This is a genomic window from Culturomica sp. (assembly GCF_003524185.1).
Lineage (GTDB): Bacteria > Bacteroidota > Bacteroidia > Bacteroidales > Marinifilaceae > Culturomica > Culturomica massiliensis.
The window spans coordinates 62,105-83,576 of record NZ_DOED01000023.1 but is presented as its reverse complement, the minus strand read 5'-3'; the positions used below and the strand labels follow the sequence as shown (position 1 = coordinate 83,576).

Sequence of the window (21,472 nt, the reverse complement as noted above, 5' to 3'; positions counted from 1 at the left end):
CTTTTAATTTAAAAGATTAATATTTTCCTATACCCGATAGGAGCCGCAAAGATAGAAAAAGAATACGAGAAACAAAAAAAGAAAACACAAGAAATGAGTGAATTATAACAGTTTCCTTTAAAAGTTCCAGATCATGCTTCCCAATAGCATCAGATTCAATACCGTTACAATAATCCCCAAAGTATATAATATCCATTTCGTCGAAAGACGATTCTTGTATTTTCCCATCACTTTTTCAGAAGACGTAAGGTAAACTTGCAGGAAAATCGTAATCGGCAATTGAATACTCAGTATCATTTGAGAATAAATCAATCCCATGAAAGGATTGGATATCAACATAATAATCACCAATGCAATAATCAGGGACAACAAAACTCCCCAACGCGAATGGCTGTCTTTAATATCGTAAGGTTCTTTATAAATACCGGCAAAAATAGAACCGGCAGCCATACCGGAAGTGATGGTAGAAGCAATACCGGCAAACAACAAAGCTACAGCAAAAACGATAGCTGCATTATTGCCCAAAAGCGGATGCAATAAAGCACTGGCATCCTGTAACTCGTTTACAGAAGTACCGCTTTTAAAAAAAGTAGCAGCTGCCAGCAAAATCATAGCACTATTGATCGCCCAGCCGATCATCATAGAAAGAAAAGTATCCCAGAATTCATAACGTAATTGCTTACGGATCACTTTATCATCTTCAAGATTCCATTGACGGCTCTGGATCACTTCTGAATGCAAAAAAAGATTATGAGGCATAACGACAGCTCCCAGCACACTCATAATCACCACCATCGAACCGCGGGGAAAAGAAGGGGTAATCCATGCACGCACAGCCTCTCCCCATTCGATATGCACCAACGACAATTCATAAATAAACGAAAGTCCGATAATCGATACAAAAGCGATAATCCAGCGTTCGATCACCCGATAGGAATTCGTAAAAAGCATAATAACGACAAAAACAGTCACCAGGACAGCCCCAATCCGGACCGGTACATCGAACAACATCTCCAAAGCAATAGCACCTCCGAGAATTTCAGCAAGAGAAGTCGACACGGAAGCCCCCATCGCGCTCCAAAGCATCGTTCTGGCATAAGGAGGCTTCAAATAAGTCATTGCAGCTTCCGACAAACAAAGTCCTGTTGCAATACCGAGGTGGGCGACATTATGCTGCAATACGATCAGCATAACCGTAGATAACGACACCATCCACAAAAGAGCATAACCATAGTCGGCACCGGCAGCAAGATTCGAAGCCCAGTTTCCCGGATCGATAAAACCGACAGTAACCAGTAAGCCGGGACCTATATATTTTAATATTTCCAAACCACCTAATTTCGGATGATGTTTGGCTGTTCTCAATGATTTACGAATAAAATCAAACATACCTTACAAATTGCAGATTTACAACTTTAGATTGAACCGACACGCCCTGGCCTGCAAAACTGGCAGTCATCAGTATCCGGGACATGTCTCAATTATTTTACAAAGATAAGTATTACTATCGAATTAAAGACAATAATACCCCACCACCACGAGAGCAACAGTTAAAAAGGTAACACCTTGATTTATTTTTACCGCCCGGCGATAATCACGGTGATTCAAATTCCGGTCATTATTCCCGATATAAGGCTTCTTAACTGATATCCCGTGGTAAATATGTGTTCCTCCGAAACGGCAATTCAAAATGCCGGCCATAGCAGCTTCCGGATAACCGGCATTAGGGCTGGCATGTTTCTGTCCGTATTTCCACACGAAACGCAGTAACCCCCGGCGATAACCGACAAAAACCATCAACAAGGCCGTCAGCCGAGCCGGAATATAATTCAATACATCATCCAGACGGGCAGCGCAACACCCGAAATCCCGGTAACGCTCATCCCGGTAGCCGATCATAGAATCGAGTGTATTCACCATTTTATATACCATCATAGCCGGAAATCCTCCCAAAGCATAATAAAACAAAGGTGCAACAACCCCATCACTCAAATTCTCCGCCATAGTTTCCAGCACGGCTGTATAAATCTGCTTCGGGCTCAAACGGGAAGTATCCCGTCCCACGATCCAGGACAACCGCCGTCGCCCCGCTTCCAACCCCTTTTCATCCAAAGTTCGGATAACAGCCCCTCCCTCCTGAATCAAACTACGGTTTGCCAAGCCGTAAAACACAAAAAGGGTCGCAATCATTCCATAGCACCAATTCCCAAGCTCCAAAGCCCAATAAGCCATACCCCGGAAAAAAATGCCCGTCAATACCGCCAATCCGACAGCAACGGCACACCCTTTTAATTTACGATGTTTTCCCCGGTTCAATCGTTTTTCCGCAAAAGCAATACTTTTTCCAAAAATGACGACCGGGTGAGGAATCCCTCTCGGATCTCCGAAAAGCCAATCCAAAAGATATCCGCCCGCCAGAGGCAAAGCTATCAAATAAAATTTATCCGGCATAACTCTTCAACGCATCGGTCAACAATCTATTTTTCGCCCCGGTAAGCGTATTAACCCGGAAATAAACAGGCTCAAGTCCCCTGAAATTAGAAGCATCCCGGATAAGAATACCATGCCGCTCCAATAAATAGCATTTCAAAGCACCTACCGGATAATCCGTTTTGACCAGAAAAAAAGAAGTTCCCGACAGTTGGGGATAATAACCGGCCACACGCGATAACTCCATCGAAAAACACCGCTGCCTTTCCAGTAAAGACATCGCATCCGGCAAGAGCTTCTCTCCATACTCCAAAAGATATTTCCCGATTTCTATCGCCAAAGCATTTACCGTCCAGGGTTGTTTAAAACGGACAATCTTTCTTATCAGTTCAGGCTCTCCCAGCATGTACCCCAAGCGGAGTCCGGGGATGGCATAACTTTTCGTCATAGAACGGATTACCAGCAAATTAGAAAATTTCCCCAACCAGGAACAAACCGTTCGGGCAGCCGGAGCAAAATGAATAAAAGATTCATCCACAACCAAGATCATATCCGGATTAGCAGTCAACAGATTATTAATTTCCTTCTCCGTCCAGATTCTCCCATCCGGATTATTCGGATTACAGATAAACATCAGCCGGGAACCTTCCGGAATAGCCGAAACTTCAGAATGTCCGGGGAATGTCAACCGATGCCCATACAAAGCACATGCATCCTCATATTCGGTAAAAGAAGGAACCGGGATCACCGTAGATACTCCGGCAAAAGCATGGGCCACCAGATAAAACAATTCGGTAGCACCGTTTCCGACAACGACATGTTCCGGCGAAAGTCCGTGATAAGCCGCAACGACTTTCCGAAAAGAAGCCGCATCCGGTTCCGGATAATGCAAAACAACTTCCGCTTTTTCTTCCAACAGTTTCCGCAAAAGCCTTTCATCGGCTCCATACCATACATTAGTAGAAAAATTGGCTATTACCTTTGCCGTTAAATTGTATATATCATCTCCGTGTCCGTAAATCATAATAAAGAATCAAAACATTAAAACCACACCGGTTCAGACAACAATCGTTGAATAGATATAATCCATATCGACAGCCTTACGTACATGGCCGGCCAACAAATCGTATTGCTGCTGTTTAAACTCCGAAAAATTAAAACCAGATTTTTCCGGATTTCCGCAAGCGGCGGCCAAATCGTTTAACACCACCGGATTATCGAGGATTCCGTGCATATATGTTCCCCAACAATAGTCATTCAACCGGCAACCCTCCGTCGTACCGTCGACAAGCACATTCAATCCGGGAAAAAGTGCAGGCCCTTCCGGCCTGGTCTGTCCCATGTGAATCTGATATCCCTCACATATATCATCGTAATCTTTGTACCGGAAGCGGCTCTGACAAACAACTTTTTTATCCTGTATCACCGAAACCAAAGGCAGCAGTCCCAAACCCGCCATCTTTTCCTGTCTCCCTTCAATCCGACCGGGGTCCTCAACCCTTATCCCCAACATTTGATATCCCCCGCATATACCGATCACCCTTTTACCATTCCGATATGCCCGAACCACGGCCTCCGCTATACCGTTGGAATGAAGAATTTGTAAATCTTCGACGGTATTTTTAGTTCCGGGTAAAATAATAATATCCGCCCGCTGTATTTCCGACAGGCTGTCTGTAAAATACAAATGAAAACGCTTGTCATGTTCGAGCACATCAAAATCTGTAAAATTAGACATCCGCCGGAGTAATACCACAGCTACATTTATTTTACCTTCCACGGCAGTAGTAGCCCTTGTTTCCAATGCTACCGAATCTTCTTTTTCAATAAAAATATCCCTGAAATAAGGTATAACTCCGACGACCGGAACTCCGGTAAGTTTCCGGATCAGCTCTTTTCCATCCTCAAACAGAGAAGCATCTCCCCTGAACTTATTAATAATAATCCCTTTCAACAATTTTCGTTCATCTTCCGGCAAAAGCATCACCGAACCGTAAACCGAACCGAATACTCCACCCCGGTCGATATCAGCCACCAAATAAGTTGCAGCTCCGGCCTCCTGTGCCATCCGCATATTTGTTATATCCCGGTCTCTTAAATTCAATTCAGAAATACTTCCGGCACCCTCCAGAACAATCGGTTCATACCGGGCTTCCAAACGCCGGAAAGCACGTACTACATCTCCCCATAATTCCCGTGTATTTCCCGTGCGGAAATATTCACGGGCAGACATACTCCCGACAGGCTTTCCATTGAGAATTACCTGGGACGTCTGATCGGAAGAAGGCTTCAGCAACACCGGATTCATATCCGTATGAGGCAATAAGCCACATGCTTCTGCTTGTACAGCCTGTGCCCGGCCAATCTCTCCCCCCTCCGGTGTCGCATACGAATTCAATGACATATTTTGAGCCTTAAAAGGAGCAGGCCGGTAACCGTCTTGCCGGAATATCCGGCAAAAAGCCGTATTTAACACACTTTTCCCGGCATCTGAACAGGTACCCACAAACATAATCGGACGAAGAGACATGATTTCAAATTAAATCCTTTAGACAAACTTTTACAATTGCAATCGGATAACCGAAGTATTCTTCATAATCGGCATATCCATCATTTCCGTTACTGTTTTCCCTTCCAGATAAGCAACAATAGCCCGGTCTATCGCCCCATGACCGACAGCCAGAACAACCTGATCCCGGTATTCGGCACACAGCCAGTCGATAAAAGCCTTGGCCCGCACCATCAAACTCTCCAGACTCTCACATCCTTCCGGCAGATGTTTCCAATCGATAGAAGACAAATGTCCCCCGGTATGTTTTCCCCAATCGATCTCCCGTAACAATATTGTTTGCCGGGGCTCCAATCCTTTCCGTTCGCCGACAATCTTTGCCGTATCGTAACTACGGGCCAAATCACTGGAGACAATCGCATCCACCTTCTCGTCTTCCAGCATACCGGCCAACTGTTCGGCCTGACGGATACCCAAAGGAGACAAGGTCCCGGGCATATGCCCCTGCATGATGTCCCTTTTATTTTCCAGCGTCTCACCGTGACGCGTCAACAACAATTCAATCATTTTTCTTCATTCTTAACGCCTGCAAAGTTAACAGAAAATGAATATACCCCGAATATTTCTTATTTCCCATTTCCCTTTCTATCTTTACCCATCGAAAAAACCGATTATGGAAAAAAGAATTATTCTGATCACCGGAGGACAACGTTCCGGTAAGAGTAGTTACGCACAAAGTCTGGCATTGCAATTATCAGACCATCCGGTATACCTGGCCACCTCCCGGATCTGGGACGAAGAATACCGGGAGCGTATCCGCCGCCATCAACAAGACCGGGGGCCTCAATGGACAAATATCGAAGAAGAAAAACAACTGAGCCGTCATGCGTTGCAAGGCCGGGTTATTGTAATCGACTGCCTGACCCTATGGGCCACTAATTTCTTTTTTGACAACAACTCCGATGTCGGGCAATCATTACAGGAATTAAAACAGGAATTCGATAAATTTACCGCTCCAAAAGCTACGTTTATTTTTGTGACCAATGAAATCGGTCTGGGAGGAGTATCCGAAAATCTTATTCAACGACGCTTTACCGACTTGCAAGGATGGATGAACCAATATGTTGCCGGAAAAGCAGATGAAGTCGTATTAATGGTATCGGGAATTGCAACGAAAATCAAACCGGTACAATCTTAAAACAGAAAACGTCCGAAAAGACAGAATGAAAGATAAAAATCAAACTTTTTAAAATAACAGCAACACCCCAGCATATCGGTTTATAACATAATAAAACATGTATACATTCAACATTAAAACTCCGGATAAAAAAATTATTCCGGCTTTGCAGGATAAAATCGACAACCTGACCAAACCCAAAGGCTCTTTAGGGCGCCTGGAGGAACTTGCCGTACAAATCGGCACCATCCAACAAACTCTCTGTCCGGTTTTGAAAAATCCCCAGAATATTGTTTTTGCCGCCGACCATGGCGTCATTGTCGAAGGGGTCAGCTTTTCCGCCCCGGAAGTAACGGCCCAACAAATCTATAATTTTCTGAAAGGCGGAGCCGGCATCAACATGTTCGCCCGGCAGCATCATTTCATGTTGAAAGTGGTCGACTGCGGGGTAAACGCAGATTTCGGACATTTACCCGGACTTTTCGACCGGAAAATCCGGAAAAGTACGACCAATTATCTCCACCAGGCAGCCATGACAAAGGCTGAGATGAACCGGGCCATCGAAATCGGAATAGAAATGGTGGATTTAGCCTGGCAAGACGGCACCAATATTATCAGCTTCGGCGAACTGGGCATGGCGAACACCTCTGCCTCTTCGATCTGGATGTCTTACTTTACAGGAATACCTTTAAAAGAATGCGTCGGTGCAGGCAGCGGCCTCGACAACAAAGGAATTGCCCACAAATACAATGTCCTGCGTCAGGCTATGGCAAACTACAAAGGAGACGGCAGCACGGAAGATATCTTACGCTGGTTCGGCGGTTTCGAAATGGTAGCGGCAGTAGGAGGCATGCTACGGGCAGCGGAACGGGGCATGATCATCATCATCGACGGTTTTATCATGACAAACTGTGTTTTAGCTGCCAGCAAACTATATCCGGAAGTTCTGGAATACTGCATTTTCGGACACCAGGGAGATGAAGCCGGCCATAAACTGGTTCTGGATGTATTGCAAGCCCGGCCTTTACTGAACTTAGGACTGCGGCTGGGCGAAGGCACCGGTGCCATTTGTGCTTATCCCATTATCGAATCGGCCGTACACATGATCAACGAAATCAACTCATTTCAAAAAGCGGCTATCACCAAATATTTCTAAATAAAACACAATGAGAGGATTCCTTGCTGCACTCATGACGCTGACCCGTCTTCCCTTATGGCGTATCATCACCTTAGACAAAAAATACTTCTGTGATACGTTGCTATATTGGCCCTTAGTCGGCTTCATCACAGGCGGGACAACAGCAGGCGTATTTTGGGCTGCCTCCTATTTTATGCCGGGACTGCCGGCCTGCATACTCGCCATAATAGCCCGGCTTTTATTAACCGGTGCTATGCACGAAGACGGTTTAGCGGATTTTTTCGACGGATTCGGCGGAGGTAGCACAAAAGAAAAAATACTGGCGATCATGAAAGATTCACACATCGGCAGTTACGGAACAATCGGATTGATCGTCTATTTCCTGCTTTACGCCTCCTTTCTTTACAACATAGATCGTACAACCCTGCTACCGCTTATATTCCTGGCCGATGTATCTTCCAAGCTGTGCAGCTCTATTCTTATCAACAGCCTGCCTTATGCAAGAAAAGAAGAAGAAAGTAAAACAAAGTTGGTTTACAGGAAAAATCATTTTTTCAAAATTCTCACGATAAGCATTATCGCCCTTGTTCCCTTTTTGCATATTACAGAAATCATATATATCTTAGCCATCATTCCGGCAATATTGACCGCCATCCTACTCCGGTATTATTTAAAAAAGAAGATAGGCGGATATACCGGAGATTGCTGCGGCGCCTGCGTTCTAATCATCGAGCAGGTTATTTACTGCGGATACTGTATCATTTATTTTTTACCTTAGACGACGAAACACAATGGAGATTACGCTCATTCGCCATACCCGTGTCGCTATTCCGCCGGGTATCGTTTACGGGGCGACGGACGTCAACGTCGCTTCAACTTTTGAGGAAGAAGCACAAATCATCGCTTCGCATATAAGAGACAAAAAATTCGATGCTGTATTCTGTAGTCCACTTACACGCTGCCGGAAATTAGCCGCATTTTGTGGCTATCCCGCCCCCATCATCGACGAGCGGCTTAAAGAATTAAATTTCGGGAAATGGGAAATGCAAGCCTGGAATAAAATAGAAGATCCGCTCATTGAGAAATGGTATGCCGACTGGGTTAATATCCCCGCCGGCGGGGGAGAATCTTTTCATCAGCAATATCTGCGTGTTGCCGGCTTTTTAAGCGAAATCAAACGGGAAACATTCGACAAGGTATGCCTGTTCGCTCACAGTGGAACAATCCGTTGTGCAAGGATCTATATCGGAAAAACCGATTTCAAAAGCGCCTTTTCCGACGAGATCCCTTTCGGCGATATATTGACAATACATATATAATCGCAGATTTACGATTTTAAATCAGGGGCACAATCACATCTCCCGCAAAAGAGAGAAGTCTAAAATCGTAAATATTAAGATTCCATAGCAGGCAGGACGAAAGACAGCCATTTTTCGATACGGGCATCCGTTTTACCCGTCTCGTTATCTTCATCCAGCGGTAATCCGGCAAACACCCCGTCTTTCACCGCCCTCGACATATTAAAAATATAACCGTCGGCCTCCGTTTTTCCGATTAAAACCCCGCCAAGTTCTTCTATCAAATCCGCCAAATCCGCCAAGCCGTCGACAAAATTATTCGGATATAACACATGATTTCCCAAACCTACTAATGCAACACGCCTGCCGTCTAAATCCAATTTTCTCAACTCAGGCAGAAAAGCAGCCCATTCATCCGTTTCATTATTATTCCATGCATCTTTCCCCAACGTAGAAGACACCAATATAATATTCCGGTAATTTAAAAACTGCTGTGGCCGGATATTCCGGATATACAACATATCAATTTTACGACCTTTCACCTTTTGTTTTATCCGTTTAGCAACTTTATGCACACTTCCCCCCGAAGGAGCATAAAACAATCCGATCGCTCTTTCTCCGACACTTTCCTTATCAATCAGATAATTACCTTCCAAATCTGCCGTAAGCTGAGGTTGTTCCTTATTTTCCATAAACCGTATTTTTTATATTGTATACCTCATTCATACGGCAAATAAAAGAAAAAGTTAAAGAAGGAAATATAAAAAGGATATCCACATCAAAACGGATAATCTGACAATACCGGCTTTTTTACGACCCGGTATTTTTTTCACCCATCCGGGCCCCGACCGCCAACAATACCCCCAACACCACTCCGAGTAAAGCGGCAAACAACACCCGCATATTTCCAGGCAGCAGGAAAGTAATCGTATGGGCAGGATACCAAAACAAAGGAATCGTCTTTTTAAAAACAAATCCCCACAATACCCCCCAATTCAGATTTATTAATATCTCACGTATATGTATCGGAGTAAAAAAACCGCGAAGAGTACCCCCCTGCGTTAAAATATGGATATCCGTTACCTTGTGTAAAGTCATAAATACCGGAGCAAACAGAGTGTTCATACTGACCGATACGGCGAAGGCAACACCGGCCTTTTTCCAGGATAGCGTTTCATGCATAACCTGTACCGCATCCTGCATTCCCAAATATTGCAACACCACCGGAGTACCGTTGGAAAAGATAATCATAGCGATATTGATTCCCATTCCCAAAACACCCCACACCAACATCCGGGGCAAAATACCGAACCCCCGGCGATTATATACCCCGGAACTGATACGCAATCCGATCATTTCTCCCAACGTTGACAAAACGGCAAATTTCAGAAAACTCATTATCATGCCATGGGAAGCATTAAAAGCATAATACCATTCGGACACCGGCTTGCAGATGAAGAAAGGGAGCAACAAAACGGTTACTCCCAAAATAAAAATCAAATCCTGTTTTTTCATTCGTACCAGTCTGAATTATTTCTCCTGAACGGTATCTGCCGGGGTGGAAAAGAAATGACTGAAACCATTGCGTACACCTTGATTAACCCGGCCAAAAGTCAATACAATCAATATGACCAAGACCCCGAGAACAATAATCATTCGTTTTTCCGAACCACTAAACTCATTCCATTTCTTCATAAACAAACATGAAATTAATTTCAGATTTACGATTTTAGATTTTAGATTGAACCAACGCTCCTCCCCTGTAAAAAAGAAAAATCGTAAATCTACAATTCAAAATCTTTCCAGCCCTTATTTTTCTATTCTGATACGGGCATCCACAGCGACCACATTTTCCTTATTTCCCAACAAGGGATTGAGGTCCATCTCAAAAATTTCCGGAGCAACTTTAACTAAAACAGATACCCGGGCAACAGCCTCCGCAAATTTAATTTCATTTACAGGTTCCTGTCCTCTTACACCCTGAATAATTTTATACGATTTCAAACCCTTTATCATGTCCAGAGCTTCATGACAGGACACAGGAGCCAATCCGGCTTTTACATCCTTCAACACTTCGATAAAAATACCGCCTAAACCGCACAGCACCATATGCCCGAATTTATCTTCCCGTTTAGCTCCGATAAATACTTCAGTTCCTTTTAACTGCTGAGCCAACATGACGGCATAGGTATCTTTGATTTGCATCATTCTGCGGAATTCCTTACGCACAGTTTCTTCGTCCGATACATTCAACACTACGCCCCCGACATCTGATTTATGAACAGGACCGACGACTTTCATAACCAAGGGATAGCCGATTTCATTTGCCAGAGACACGATCCGGTCCTCTGTATCTGCAACGCCTTCCTTAGCACGGGCAATTCCTGCAGCATCCAGCAATTCATGAATCTGCACAGGTGTCAGATAACCGTTCTCTGCTCCGTCGATAACTTTCCGGATCCGGGCCTCATCCACCGCAGGCAATTCCGGTTTTTCCGGCTGAGGCTGCGGTGTACTGCAAACCTTAACCAGTGCATTTCCGAAAATCACTTCATCCGGAAAATATACCCGCCCTTTGTTTACGAAATCAGCGATTTCCTCTTTAACAATCGTATAAGAAGGGAAGATCGGGAAAATCGGCTTATGCACTTCCCGCATTTTACGATCCAGCATGTCATAAACATCGAAAACGGGAAATAATCCGGGATTTCCAAAAATCACAGCAATACCGTCGATTTTATCGAAATCTTTATCACAAGCATCCAAAATGAACCCCAAATGTTCAGCCGTACCGGTAGCCAGAAAATCAATCGGATTTCCGACCGATGAACCGTTGAACAGTTTCGCCAACAACTCCTCTGCCTTCGGTCCCTCCAAATGAGGTACTTCCATTCCCCCGTTTGACAACGCATCCGTCAGCATAACGGCAGGTCCGCCGGCATGAGTTACTACCGCCATATTTTTGCCTTTTAAAGCCGGATACATAAAAATACCGGCAACCGTCGCTAATTCATCCCGTCCATGACATCTTACTATACCCGCCTTCCGAAACAAAGCTTCCACTGCAATGTCGGGACTTGCCAAAGCTCCGGTATGCGAAGAAGCAGCCCGGCTTCCTGCCGCAGAACCTCCCGATTTGATCGCAGCAATCCGGCAACCTTTGCGGATCAAAGAAGAAGCATGCTTCAATAATTTCGCCGGCTTCGCTATACTCTCTACATACAATAATTTCACCCGGGAACTTTTTTCGGGATCGAAAGATTCGTCCAAATATTCCAACACTTCTTCCACGCCCAATTGAGCCGAATTACCGACAGAAAAAACACTGGAAAATTTCACCCCCTTCTGCATGCCGGTATCCATAATAAACAAGGCCGTAGCCCCCGATCCGGAAATCAAATCCACCCCATGAGCATCCAACTCGGGTATCGGTGTCGTAAACACACCCTGATAATGAGTCGTCAACACGCCGATGCAATTCGGTCCGATCAATGCCCCGCCCACTTCATTCACTACATCTACAATCTGTTTCTCCAAAGCAGCCCCTTCCGCATTTTCTTCACTGAATCCAGCCGAAAGGATAATAAAAGCACGGGTTCCTTTCTGCCGTGCCAACACCTCTACTGCTGCCGGACAATATTTAGCCGCAATTGCCAAAATAGCACAATCAACTTGAGGCAATTGCTCTACCTGTTGAAAAGTTTTCACCCCCTGAACAGCCTCTGCTTTCGGATTTACAACATATAAACTCCCGGAAAACCGACCGTCAATCAGATTTTTCAACACCTTCCCTCCCGGTTTCTGAATATCGTCCGAACCTCCGACAACCACAATGCCGGATGGATTCAATAATTGATCGTTAATCATATTCTTGTTAGATAAGGTTTTATTTTATTAGAAAAAGCAAATATATAATTACGAATTATAATCTGCAAACGTTTGTTACTAAAAGAATGATAGATTTACTTGTAGCTTTACGAATTTTAATTTACACATTTACCGTTCCCCGAAAGAAAAGCACTTACCTGTCAGATAAATCTAACATAAAAAATGTCCGTAAAGACGGATCAAGAGGCAAAATACAACGTCTAAAATAATTTCCGTCGTTACTCCTTTCATCTGAAAAATACAATCGTCCGGTCGAATATACCCATTTTCCTTTCGGCTTATATCAGAATTTAAAAACTACGATCTGAAATTTACAATTTAATCCTTATTTTTGTCGGCAAATTTTGAACAATATGAACATTTTCAAGTTCGGTGGTGCTTCTGTATGTAATGCGGAAAGCATCAGAAATTTACTTAAGATTCTCAATACACAAAAGACGAATCTGATCATTGTCGTTTCCGCCATGGGAAAAATGACCGACGCACTGGAGCAGGTGTGCAATGATTATTTCCACAAAACCGAAAGTTTCGGACAGTCATTCGACAAGGTCAGAGTATTTCACCAAAACATCGTACACGATCTGTTCGGAGACAACGATGAAGAAGTAAACGGCAAAATCAATGCTCTATTCGAAGAATTGCAGGAAATTCTGGACAGCGAACCGTCTTTGTGTTACGATTATGAATACGACCGTATTGTATCTTTCGGAGAATTGCTTTCCACAACGATTGTATCCGCTTATCTGAATAAGCAAGGACGTAAAATTAAACTGATCGACATCCGGAAATGTCTGAAAACTGACGAAACCTACCGGGATGCCAACATAGATGTGGATTTATCGACACAACTGTGCCGGAAAATTTTCACGTTCCAGGATACATTTATGTATCTTACACAAGGCTTTATAGCCGGAACCCCGACCAACCAAACCACGACATTAGGCCGGGAAGGCTCGGATTATACGGCGGCAATTCTTGCTAATTTACTGGAAGCCGAAAATGTAACGATCTGGAAAGATGTTCCCGGTATTATGAGCGCCGATCCGAAATTATACGACGATCTGGAGATCATACCCAAACTATCCTATCGGGAAGCGATCGAATTATCGAATTTCGGGGCGAAAGTCATTCATCCCAAAACAATAAAACCGTTACAAAATAAAAGAATACCTTTATTTGTCAAGTCGTTCCTCCATCCGGAAGAACACGGGTCGGTCATCCGGGATCTGGAAGAAAAACTGAAACTACCGCCGATATACATCAATAAAGACAATCAGTTATTACTGACCCTGACACCCCGGGACTTCTCGTTTATTGCAGAAGCCAAGCTAAGCCAGATTTTCGGAACTTTGGCCAAATACCGCCTACGCCTCAATCTCATGCAGAATTCGGCAATCAGCTTTTCATTCTGTATCGACAACAACGAAGCGGTTTTTGACAGCTTCATTCTCGAAATGAAAGACGATTTCGAGGTATTATATAATAAAGATGTCCGTTTGATTACGATCCGTCATTATACGGAAGCAATCATCGACAAACTGATCGGAGACACCGAAGCTTTGGTCGAACAACGTAGCCGGCTAACGGCCAGGTTTGTCGTAAGAAAAAGCTAAGTCGTTATCTATCTTCAATTAAAAATCATATATTTGCACCTTAGTTTTTGAAAATAAAATATAACTTAGGTTTTAATTTTAGATTTACGATTTTAGATTTTAGATTAAAAGGATCTGATAACGAAGCAGATTGCCAAACAATTTAAAATTTAAAATCTAAAATTTACAATTTTAAAGTATTATAACAATGGACAAAAAATTCCCTGAATACAAAGGTTTAAATCTTTCACAAGTAAACAAAGACATTTTAAAAATCTGGGAAGAAAATAATACATTCGAGATGAGTCTGAAAACACGGGAAGGCCATCCTTCTTTTGTTTTTTATGAAGGCCCTCCCTCTGCCAATGGTATGCCTGGTATTCACCATGTCATGGCCAGAACTCTTAAAGATGTCATCTGCCGGTACAAAACGCTTCAGGGATTTTATGTCGAACGTAAAGCCGGTTGGGATACCCACGGACTTCCTGTCGAACTGGGTGTTGAAAAAAAATTAGGAATAACCAAAGAAGCCATCGGTAAAACAATCAGTGTTGTCGATTATAACAAAGAATGCCGGGCTGATGTGATGAAATTCACAAAAGAATGGGAAGACCTGACAAAAAAAATGGGGTATTGGGTGGATATGGAAAACCCATATATCACCTATGACAACCGTTATATCGAAACGTTATGGTATTTATTGAAAAAATTATACGATAAAGGTTTTTTATACAAGGGATATACGATTCAGCCGTATTCTCCTGCTGCCGGAACCGGACTGAGTACCCACGAGCTGAATCAGCCGGGATGCTACCGGGACGTAAAAGACACGACTTGTGTGGCGCAATTTAAAGTTATCCGGGACGAAAAATCGGAAAAACTATTTGCAAACAACGATGTCGTTTATTTCCTGGCCTGGACCACAACACCGTGGACATTGCCCTCGAATACGGCTTTAGCAGTCGGTCCCAACATATCTTATTATGTGGTTAAAACTTATAACCCTTATACCTATTTGCCGATAACCGTTGTATTGGCAAAGGACCGTTTCAACGCTTATTTCAATCCGAAAGCCGAAGGCCTGGCTTTAGAAGATTACAAAGAAGGCGATAAACTGATTCCTTACCAAAAGGTAGGTGAATTTAAAGGCGCCGAATTGGAAGGTATCCGTTACGAACAACTGATGCCCTGGATGCGCCCCGAAGGTGATGCTTTCCGGGTAATCACCGGTGATTTTGTAACGACCGAAGATGGTACCGGCATCGTGCATATCGCCCCGACCTTCGGTGCTGACGACGACCGGGTAGCCAAAACAGCGGGCATAGCACCGATGTTGCTTGTCGATAAGGACGGCAACAAACAGCCGATGGTCGACAAACGCGGCCGGCTTTTCGTGATCGGAGAAATCGATCCGCAATTTGTAGAAAACAATGTAAATACAGAATTATACGGCGAATATGCCGGCCGTTTTGTAAAAAACGCCTATGATCCGAGCCTAACCGAAAACGATGCGACACTGGACATTGACATTGCCGTCATGTTGAAAAAAGAAAACAAAGCGTTTAAAGTTGAAAAGCACGAACACAGTTACCCGCATTGCTGGCGCACCGACAAACCGGTATTGTACTATCCGCTGGATTCCTGGTTTATCAAGACAACAGCCGTACGCGAACGCATGATCGAACTGAATAAAACGATCAACTGGAAACCGGCCAGCACCGGAGAAGGACGTTTCGGAAAATGGTTGGAAAATCTGGTAGATTGGAACCTGTCCCGTTCCCGTTATTGGGGAACTCCGCTACCGATCTGGATCAGCGAAGACGGCAATGAACAAAAATGCATCGGTTCTGTCGAAGAATTAATCCAAGAGATCGAAGCTTCCATCAAAGCCGGATTCATGACTGAAAATCCCTACGCAGGATTCGTTGCAGGAGATAATTCCAAGGCAAACTATGACAAAATAGATTTACATCGTCCCTATGTAGACGACATTATCCTGGTGTCTTCCAGCGGTCAAAAAATGTTCCGTGAAAAAGACCTGATCGACGTATGGTTTGACTCGGGTGCCATGCCTTATGCTCAACTGCATTATCCGTTCGAACACAAAGAGGATATCGACAAGCATTTGCGCTTTCCGGCAGATTTCATTGCAGAAGGAGTCGATCAAACACGCGGCTGGTTTTTCACATTACATGCCATCGCTACAATGGCTTTCGACTCCGTTGCCTTTAAAAATATCATCTCGAACGGTTTGGTGCTGGATGCCAAAGGCAACAAAATGTCTAAACGTCTGGGGAATGCAGTCGATCCGTTCGAAACCATCGAAACATTCGGTTCCGACCCATTGCGCTGGTATATGATCACAAACGCTCAGCCCTGGGATAATCTGAAATTTGATATAGCGGGAGTCGACGAAGTAAAACGTAAATTTTTCGGAACATTATACAACACCTACGGGTTCTTTGCTTTATACGCAAATGTCGATAAATTTTCATACAACGAACCGGAAGTACCGGTACAGGAACGACCGGAAATCGACCGGTGGATACTTTCTCTGCTCAATTCTTTGATAAAAGAAGTAACAGAAGCTTATGAGAAATATGAACCCACACGAGCAGGCCGGGCCATACAAGATTTCGTAATTGAAAATCTGTCTAACTGGTATGTACGGTTATCCCGAAAAAGATATTGGGGCGGAGAATATTCCACCGACAAAATCTCTGCTTATCAGACATTGTACACATGTCTTGAAACAGTAGCACTTTTGGCCGCTCCGATCGCTCCGTTTTATACGGAACAAATATTCCACGATTTAAATACCGTTACCGGAAGATTTGCTGGCAGCGTACATTTAGCCAAATTCCCGACAGCAGATGAGACACTGATCAACAAGCAGCTGGAAGAACGTATGCAATTGGCTCAACAAATTTCATCCATGGTGTTGGGATTGAGACGCAAAGTGCAAATCAGGGTTCGCCAACCGTTATCTAAACTGATGATTCCGATCCTGAACGAAGACATGAAACTCCAACTGGAAGCGGTAAAAAATATCATATTATCGGAAGTCAATGTCAAAGAGATCGAATACATCACCGATACCACAGGCGTATTGATCAAAAAAATCAAGCCGAATTTCAAAACCCTGGGACCGAAATACGGTAAATACATGAAACAGATTTCAGCAACTGTCGCAGCAATGACTCAAAGCGATATCTTTGAATTTGAGAAAAAAAGCGAATATCGGTTGCAAATCGGCGACGAAATACTAACTTTGGGATTGGAAGATGTGGAAATTCTTTCAGAAGATATTCCCGGCTGGCTGGTGGCCAACGAAGGACGTGTTACAGTCGCTTTGGATATTAACATCACCAAAGAACTGAAAGAAGAAGGTATAGCACGTGAATTTATCAACCGGATCCAAAACTTACGCAAAGAGAGCGATTTCGATGTCACTGATAAAATCCGTTTATACATAAAGAAAAACGAACAGATCAACGAGGCTGTAGAAAATTTTTCAACTTATATTGCCAGTCAGGTTCTGGCCGAAAGCATTGAATTGGTTGATTCTATCCCGGGTGAAGCAAAAGAAGTTGAAATCGACGACATGAGCACAAGTATTAAGATCGAAAAAAATGTAACCTCCGAATAATAAGAAAAGTATAAGATCACATTTTAGACTACTTTTTTATTATCTTGGATAAAAATTAAAAGCTATGGCAGAAAAAACCAGATATTCGGACGCGGAGCTACAGGAATTCAAAGAAATTATTCTTGAAAAGCTCGAAAAAGCAAAGAGAGATTATGAGACTTTAAAAGCCGTTATCTCGGGAAGTGACGGGAATGATATTGCAGACACCTCACCTACGTTCAAAGTACTTGAGGAAGGGGCTTCTGTATTATCCAAAGAAGAAGCAGGCAGACTGGCGCAAAGACAGGCCAAATTTATTGCACACCTGGAAGCAGCCCTAATCAGAATTGAGAACAAGACATACGGCATTTGCCGGGTTACGGGCAAGTTGATTTCCAAGGAAAGACTGCGTGCTGTACCTCATGCCACTTTAAGTATTGAAGCAAAAGAAGGACAGGAGTCCTGATAAAAACGAAAAACTAAGGACCTGTAAAAACGGTTCTTAGTTTCATTTTTCGATAATATACATGAGTCTGAAAAATAAGCTTTTCATTTTTGTAATCGCTTTGCTGGTCATAGATCAGGCCGCAAAAATATGGATAAAAACCCATTTTATGATCGGGGATGAATTCAATGTGCTGGGTGACTGGTTCAAAATTCATTTCATCGAAAATAACGGTATGGCTTTCGGCATGGCATCGGAAAGCGGGAAAACCGGCAAAACCATCCTCAGCCTTTTCCGCATTGTCGCTGTCGTTGGAATTGCCTGGTATACGTTGAGATTACTTAAAGAAAAAGCCCCCATAGGCGTTATCTTTTCTTTCGGGATGATTTTTTGCGGAGCTTTGGGAAACATCATCGACAGTATGTTTTACGGACTCATTTTCAACGATAGTTATAGCCAAGTAGCCACATTTTTACCGGAAAGTGGAGGTTATGCTCCGTTTCTACACGGGCGGGTGGTAGACATGCTCTACTTCCCTATTTATGAAGATTTTCTACCTTCCTGGATTCCGATCTGGGGCGGAGATTATCTGGTCTTCTTCCGGCCTGTATTCAATCTGGCGGATTCCTATATTACAATAGGAGTTTTAATATTGATCCTGTTCCACCGAAAATTTTTTTCCGGGAAAAACAACAAGAAAAATGAGGTAAAAACAGATAAAGGCAACACAGCTAAAGTATAAAACTTTTTATTTTCAAAATTCTACTTTCAATTTTCCATTATTTTTTCGTAGGTTTGCAGCCGAATTAAAATTTATAACTTCGGCACAGTCCATATGCAATTATTTTAAGTCCATCGACTTATTTAATGTTAGTTTCTTTTAGAGACTAGCAAAGTTTTTGTGTCATTAATTATTTTAGATTAGGTATATAAGGCATGATTGAGAATTTGGTTATAGTGGAGTCCCCGGCAAAAGCCAAAACCATAGAACGATTTTTAGGTAGTAATTATACGGTAAAATCCAGCTTCGGTCACATTAGAGACCTAGAGAAAAAAGATCTCGGAATTGACATTGAGCACAATTTCCAACCGAAATACGAAATATCAGCAGATAAAAAAGCTGTTGTAAAAGAATTAAAGGCATTGGCCAAAGAAGCGAAAACGGTATGGCTCGCTTCCGATGAGGACCGTGAAGGAGAAGCAATTGCCTGGCATCTTTTCGAAGTGTTGAAATTAAAACCGGAAAATACCAAGCGGATCGTTTTCCATGAAATTACAAAAGATGCCATTTTACATGCCATTCAAAATCCGCGGGATATAGACCGCAACCTGGTAAATGCCCAGCAAGCCAGAAGGGTATTGGATCGTTTAGTCGGTTTCGAGGTATCTCCTGTATTATGGAAAAAAGTAAAACCTTCACTTTCTGCCGGACGTGTACAATCTGTTGCAGTCAAACTGATCGTTGAACGGGAAAGGGAAATAAATGCCTTCCGGGAACAACGGTATTTCAAAATCACCGGAACCTTTGAAACCACAGAAAAAGCTGAACTGAAAGCTGAAGTATCGGAACGCTTTGAAACGCCCGAACTCACGGTTCAGTTTCTGGAAGCCTGCAAACAATCGGTATTTAAGGTCTCCGACATAGAAACCAAACCTTCTATCCGGAAGCCCGCACCTCCTTTCACGACATCGACATTGCAACAGGAAGCCTCCCGTAAACTCGGTTTCTCTGTTTCACAAACCATGGCCGTAGCCCAAAAGCTTTATGAACACGGATGGATCACCTATATGAGAACAGACTCGGTCAACCTATCCGATCTTGCCATTCGTAGTGCAAAAGCCGTCATTTGTCAAACTTTAGGAGAACGGTATTCCCACAGTAGAAAATACACCACCCACAGCAAAGGAGCACAGGAAGCGCATGAGGCTATTCGTCCGACCTATATGGACAAACCCCATATCGAGGGAGATCATAACGAGCAATCTCTATACGAATTGATATATAAAAGAACGATTGCTTCACAGATGGCTGACGCCGAACTGGAAAAAACCAATATTACGATCGAAGCTTCAGAAAGCAAAATTCCCTTTGTAGCTTCCGGGGAAGTCATCATATTCGACGGTTTTCTACGTGTTTACCGGGAGTCCAATGACGATGAACACGATGACGAAAAATCGGCACTCTTACCTCCGATTAACGAAGGTGACAAACTCGGCCGGAAACAAATTATCGCTACGGAACAATATACATTACATCCGCCCCGTTACACGGAAGCCAGCCTTGTAAAAAAGATGGAGGCTCTGGGAATCGGACGCCCGTCAACCTATGCACCGACCATAACAACCATACAAAACAGGGGATATATCATCAAAGAATCCCGGGAAGGAGCTGAAAGAGAAATTATCCAGTATGAGCTGAAAAAAAACGATATCACAACGACGAAATCCAAAAAGAATTTCGGGGCGGAAAAGAAAAAACTCTTTCCTTCCGACATGGGAATGGTGGTAACGGATTTTCTGGCTGCCAATTTCCCCAATATTATGAATTACAACTTCACTGCCCAGGCAGAAGAAGCCTTGGATAATATTGCAGAAGGAGATATTGAATGGCAAAAAATGATCGGACAATTTTACAGTCCTTTTCACGAAAATGTCGAAAAAACACTGAAAAATTCCGAACGGAACACCGGGGCCAGAGTATTGGGCAGCGACCCCACTACAGGGGAAACGGTCAGTGTGAGGATCGGCAGATTCGGACCGATGGCACAAATCGGAGAAGGTGATACAGTTCGTTATGCCGGTCTGCGCAAAGGACAGTTGATGGAAACCATTTCACTGGAAGAAGCCTTGGAACTTTTCAAATTTCCAAGGAAGCTCGGCAACTTTGAAGACAAAGAAATCAGTATCGGCATCGGCAGATTCGGACCCTATATCAAACACAACAACAACTTTGTATCCCTGAAAAAAGGAGAAGACGATCCCGGAACCATCACATTGGATACGGCTATTCAACGCATCCTGGAAAAACGGGAGAGTGACAAAAACAAACAAATCAAGGTATTTGATAACGGTGTGATGATATTAAACGGAAGATTCGGACCCTATATCAACTACGAAAAGAAAAATTTCAAGATTCCCAAAAGTCGGAATGCGGCCGAATTAACACTGGAGGAATGTATGGAAATCATTGAAAAAGAAGGTTCAAAAAAAGCAACCGGAAAAAAGAGCACTGCAAAAAAAACTTCCGGAAGTACGAAAAAAACAAAGAAGTAACGACAAAATCATCACAAAATAAGCCGGAAGAGAGAGGAATACAAAAATCCGCCAGCACAGAGAATTTGGATTAAATATTTGCACAACAGTAGGC

At 43.3% G+C, this 21,472-nt stretch carries 18 protein-coding genes; 9 read left to right on the top strand and 9 right to left on the bottom strand.

Annotation, left to right across the window (positions count from 1 at the left end; all coding sequences use genetic code 11):
- Positions 1-117 precede the first annotated feature (117 nt).
- The 5 genes from DD657_RS08260 to DD657_RS08240 form a co-directional block, all read right to left on the bottom strand.
- Positions 118-1,389 (bottom strand): Nramp family divalent metal transporter, encoded by a 1,272-nt coding sequence (locus DD657_RS08260; protein ID WP_021987928.1) that lies wholly within the window; start codon positions 1,387-1,389, stop codon positions 118-120.
- A 123-nt stretch (positions 1,390-1,512) separates the two neighbouring features.
- Entirely contained in the window at positions 1,513-2,451 is a 939-nt protein-coding gene (cbiB, locus tag DD657_RS08255; protein WP_021987926.1) for an adenosylcobinamide-phosphate synthase CbiB, read from the bottom strand.
- The gene (locus tag DD657_RS08250; RefSeq protein WP_287049546.1) at positions 2,441-3,454 is read right to left on the bottom strand and encodes a pyridoxal phosphate-dependent aminotransferase; all 1,014 of its coding nucleotides are present in this window, start codon (positions 3,452-3,454) and stop codon (positions 2,441-2,443) included. Before DD657_RS08250 ends, cbiB begins: the two co-directional genes overlap by 11 nt.
- Positions 3,455-3,487: 33 nt before the next feature.
- Entirely contained in the window at positions 3,488-4,960 is a 1,473-nt protein-coding gene (locus tag DD657_RS08245; RefSeq protein ID WP_287049544.1) for a cobyric acid synthase, read from the bottom strand.
- Positions 4,961-4,990: 30 nt separating this feature from the next.
- On the bottom strand, positions 4,991-5,506 hold the full coding sequence (locus DD657_RS08240; protein WP_287049542.1) for a histidine phosphatase family protein: 516 nt from the start codon (positions 5,504-5,506) through the stop codon (positions 4,991-4,993).
- Positions 5,507-5,612: 106 nt separating this feature from the next.
- Between DD657_RS08240 and cobU the strand changes: the two genes are divergently transcribed.
- From cobU to cobC, 4 genes are all read left to right on the top strand, one after another.
- Entirely contained in the window at positions 5,613-6,137 is a 525-nt protein-coding gene (gene cobU / locus DD657_RS08235) for a bifunctional adenosylcobinamide kinase/adenosylcobinamide-phosphate guanylyltransferase (RefSeq protein WP_287049540.1), read from the top strand.
- A gap of 97 nt (positions 6,138-6,234) precedes the next feature.
- Entirely contained in the window at positions 6,235-7,272 is a 1,038-nt protein-coding gene (gene cobT / locus DD657_RS08230) for a nicotinate-nucleotide--dimethylbenzimidazole phosphoribosyltransferase (RefSeq protein ID WP_068691541.1), read from the top strand.
- 10 nt (positions 7,273-7,282) lie between these two features.
- Positions 7,283-8,032, top strand: a complete 750-nt coding sequence (cobS, locus tag DD657_RS08225) for an adenosylcobinamide-GDP ribazoletransferase (RefSeq protein ID WP_287049538.1) — start codon at positions 7,283-7,285, stop codon at positions 8,030-8,032.
- Between the two features lie 13 nt (positions 8,033-8,045).
- Positions 8,046-8,573, top strand: coding sequence for an alpha-ribazole phosphatase (gene cobC / locus DD657_RS08220; protein ID WP_118773561.1), 528 nt, complete (start codon positions 8,046-8,048; stop codon positions 8,571-8,573).
- Positions 8,574-8,647: 74 nt separating this feature from the next.
- Here cobC and DD657_RS08215 read toward each other — a convergent pair whose 3' ends face one another.
- The 4 genes from DD657_RS08215 to DD657_RS08200 all read right to left on the bottom strand — a co-directional run bounded on the left by DD657_RS08215 (position 8,648) and on the right by DD657_RS08200 (position 12,419).
- Complete coding sequence (locus DD657_RS08215; RefSeq protein WP_021987918.1) at positions 8,648-9,244, bottom strand: flavodoxin domain-containing protein; 597 nt, start codon at positions 9,242-9,244, stop codon at positions 8,648-8,650.
- Positions 9,245-9,362: 118 nt separating this feature from the next.
- Positions 9,363-10,067 carry a hypothetical protein gene (locus DD657_RS08210; RefSeq protein WP_068691539.1) on the bottom strand — a complete coding sequence of 235 codons (705 nt, stop codon included), beginning with the start codon at positions 10,065-10,067 and terminating at the stop codon, positions 9,363-9,365.
- A gap of 15 nt (positions 10,068-10,082) precedes the next feature.
- Entirely contained in the window at positions 10,083-10,247 is a 165-nt protein-coding gene (locus tag DD657_RS08205) for a hypothetical protein (protein ID WP_021987916.1), read from the bottom strand.
- A gap of 114 nt (positions 10,248-10,361) precedes the next feature.
- Positions 10,362-12,419 (bottom strand): acetate--CoA ligase family protein, encoded by a 2,058-nt coding sequence (locus DD657_RS08200; protein ID WP_287049535.1) that lies wholly within the window; start codon positions 12,417-12,419, stop codon positions 10,362-10,364.
- 374 nt (positions 12,420-12,793) lie between these two features.
- Between DD657_RS08200 and DD657_RS08195 the strand changes: the two genes are divergently transcribed.
- The 5 genes from DD657_RS08195 (at position 12,794) to topA (ending at position 21,378) form a co-directional block, all read left to right on the top strand.
- A complete protein-coding gene (locus DD657_RS08195; protein ID WP_021987914.1) occupies positions 12,794-14,053 on the top strand; it encodes an aspartate kinase in 1,260 nt (419 codons plus the stop codon).
- Positions 14,054-14,240: 187 nt separating this feature from the next.
- Complete coding sequence (ileS, locus tag DD657_RS08190; RefSeq protein WP_068691535.1) at positions 14,241-17,681, top strand: isoleucine--tRNA ligase; 3,441 nt, start codon at positions 14,241-14,243, stop codon at positions 17,679-17,681.
- A gap of 64 nt (positions 17,682-17,745) precedes the next feature.
- Positions 17,746-18,126, top strand: a complete 381-nt coding sequence (locus DD657_RS08185) for a TraR/DksA family transcriptional regulator (protein ID WP_021987912.1) — start codon at positions 17,746-17,748, stop codon at positions 18,124-18,126.
- Positions 18,127-18,187: 61 nt separating this feature from the next.
- Positions 18,188-18,847 (top strand): lipoprotein signal peptidase, encoded by a 660-nt coding sequence (locus DD657_RS08180; RefSeq protein WP_021987911.1) that lies wholly within the window; start codon positions 18,188-18,190, stop codon positions 18,845-18,847.
- Between the two features lie 194 nt (positions 18,848-19,041).
- Positions 19,042-21,378 carry a type I DNA topoisomerase gene (topA, locus tag DD657_RS08175; RefSeq protein WP_287049532.1) on the top strand — a complete coding sequence of 779 codons (2,337 nt, stop codon included), beginning with the start codon at positions 19,042-19,044 and terminating at the stop codon, positions 21,376-21,378.
- Positions 21,379-21,472 lie beyond the last annotated feature (94 nt).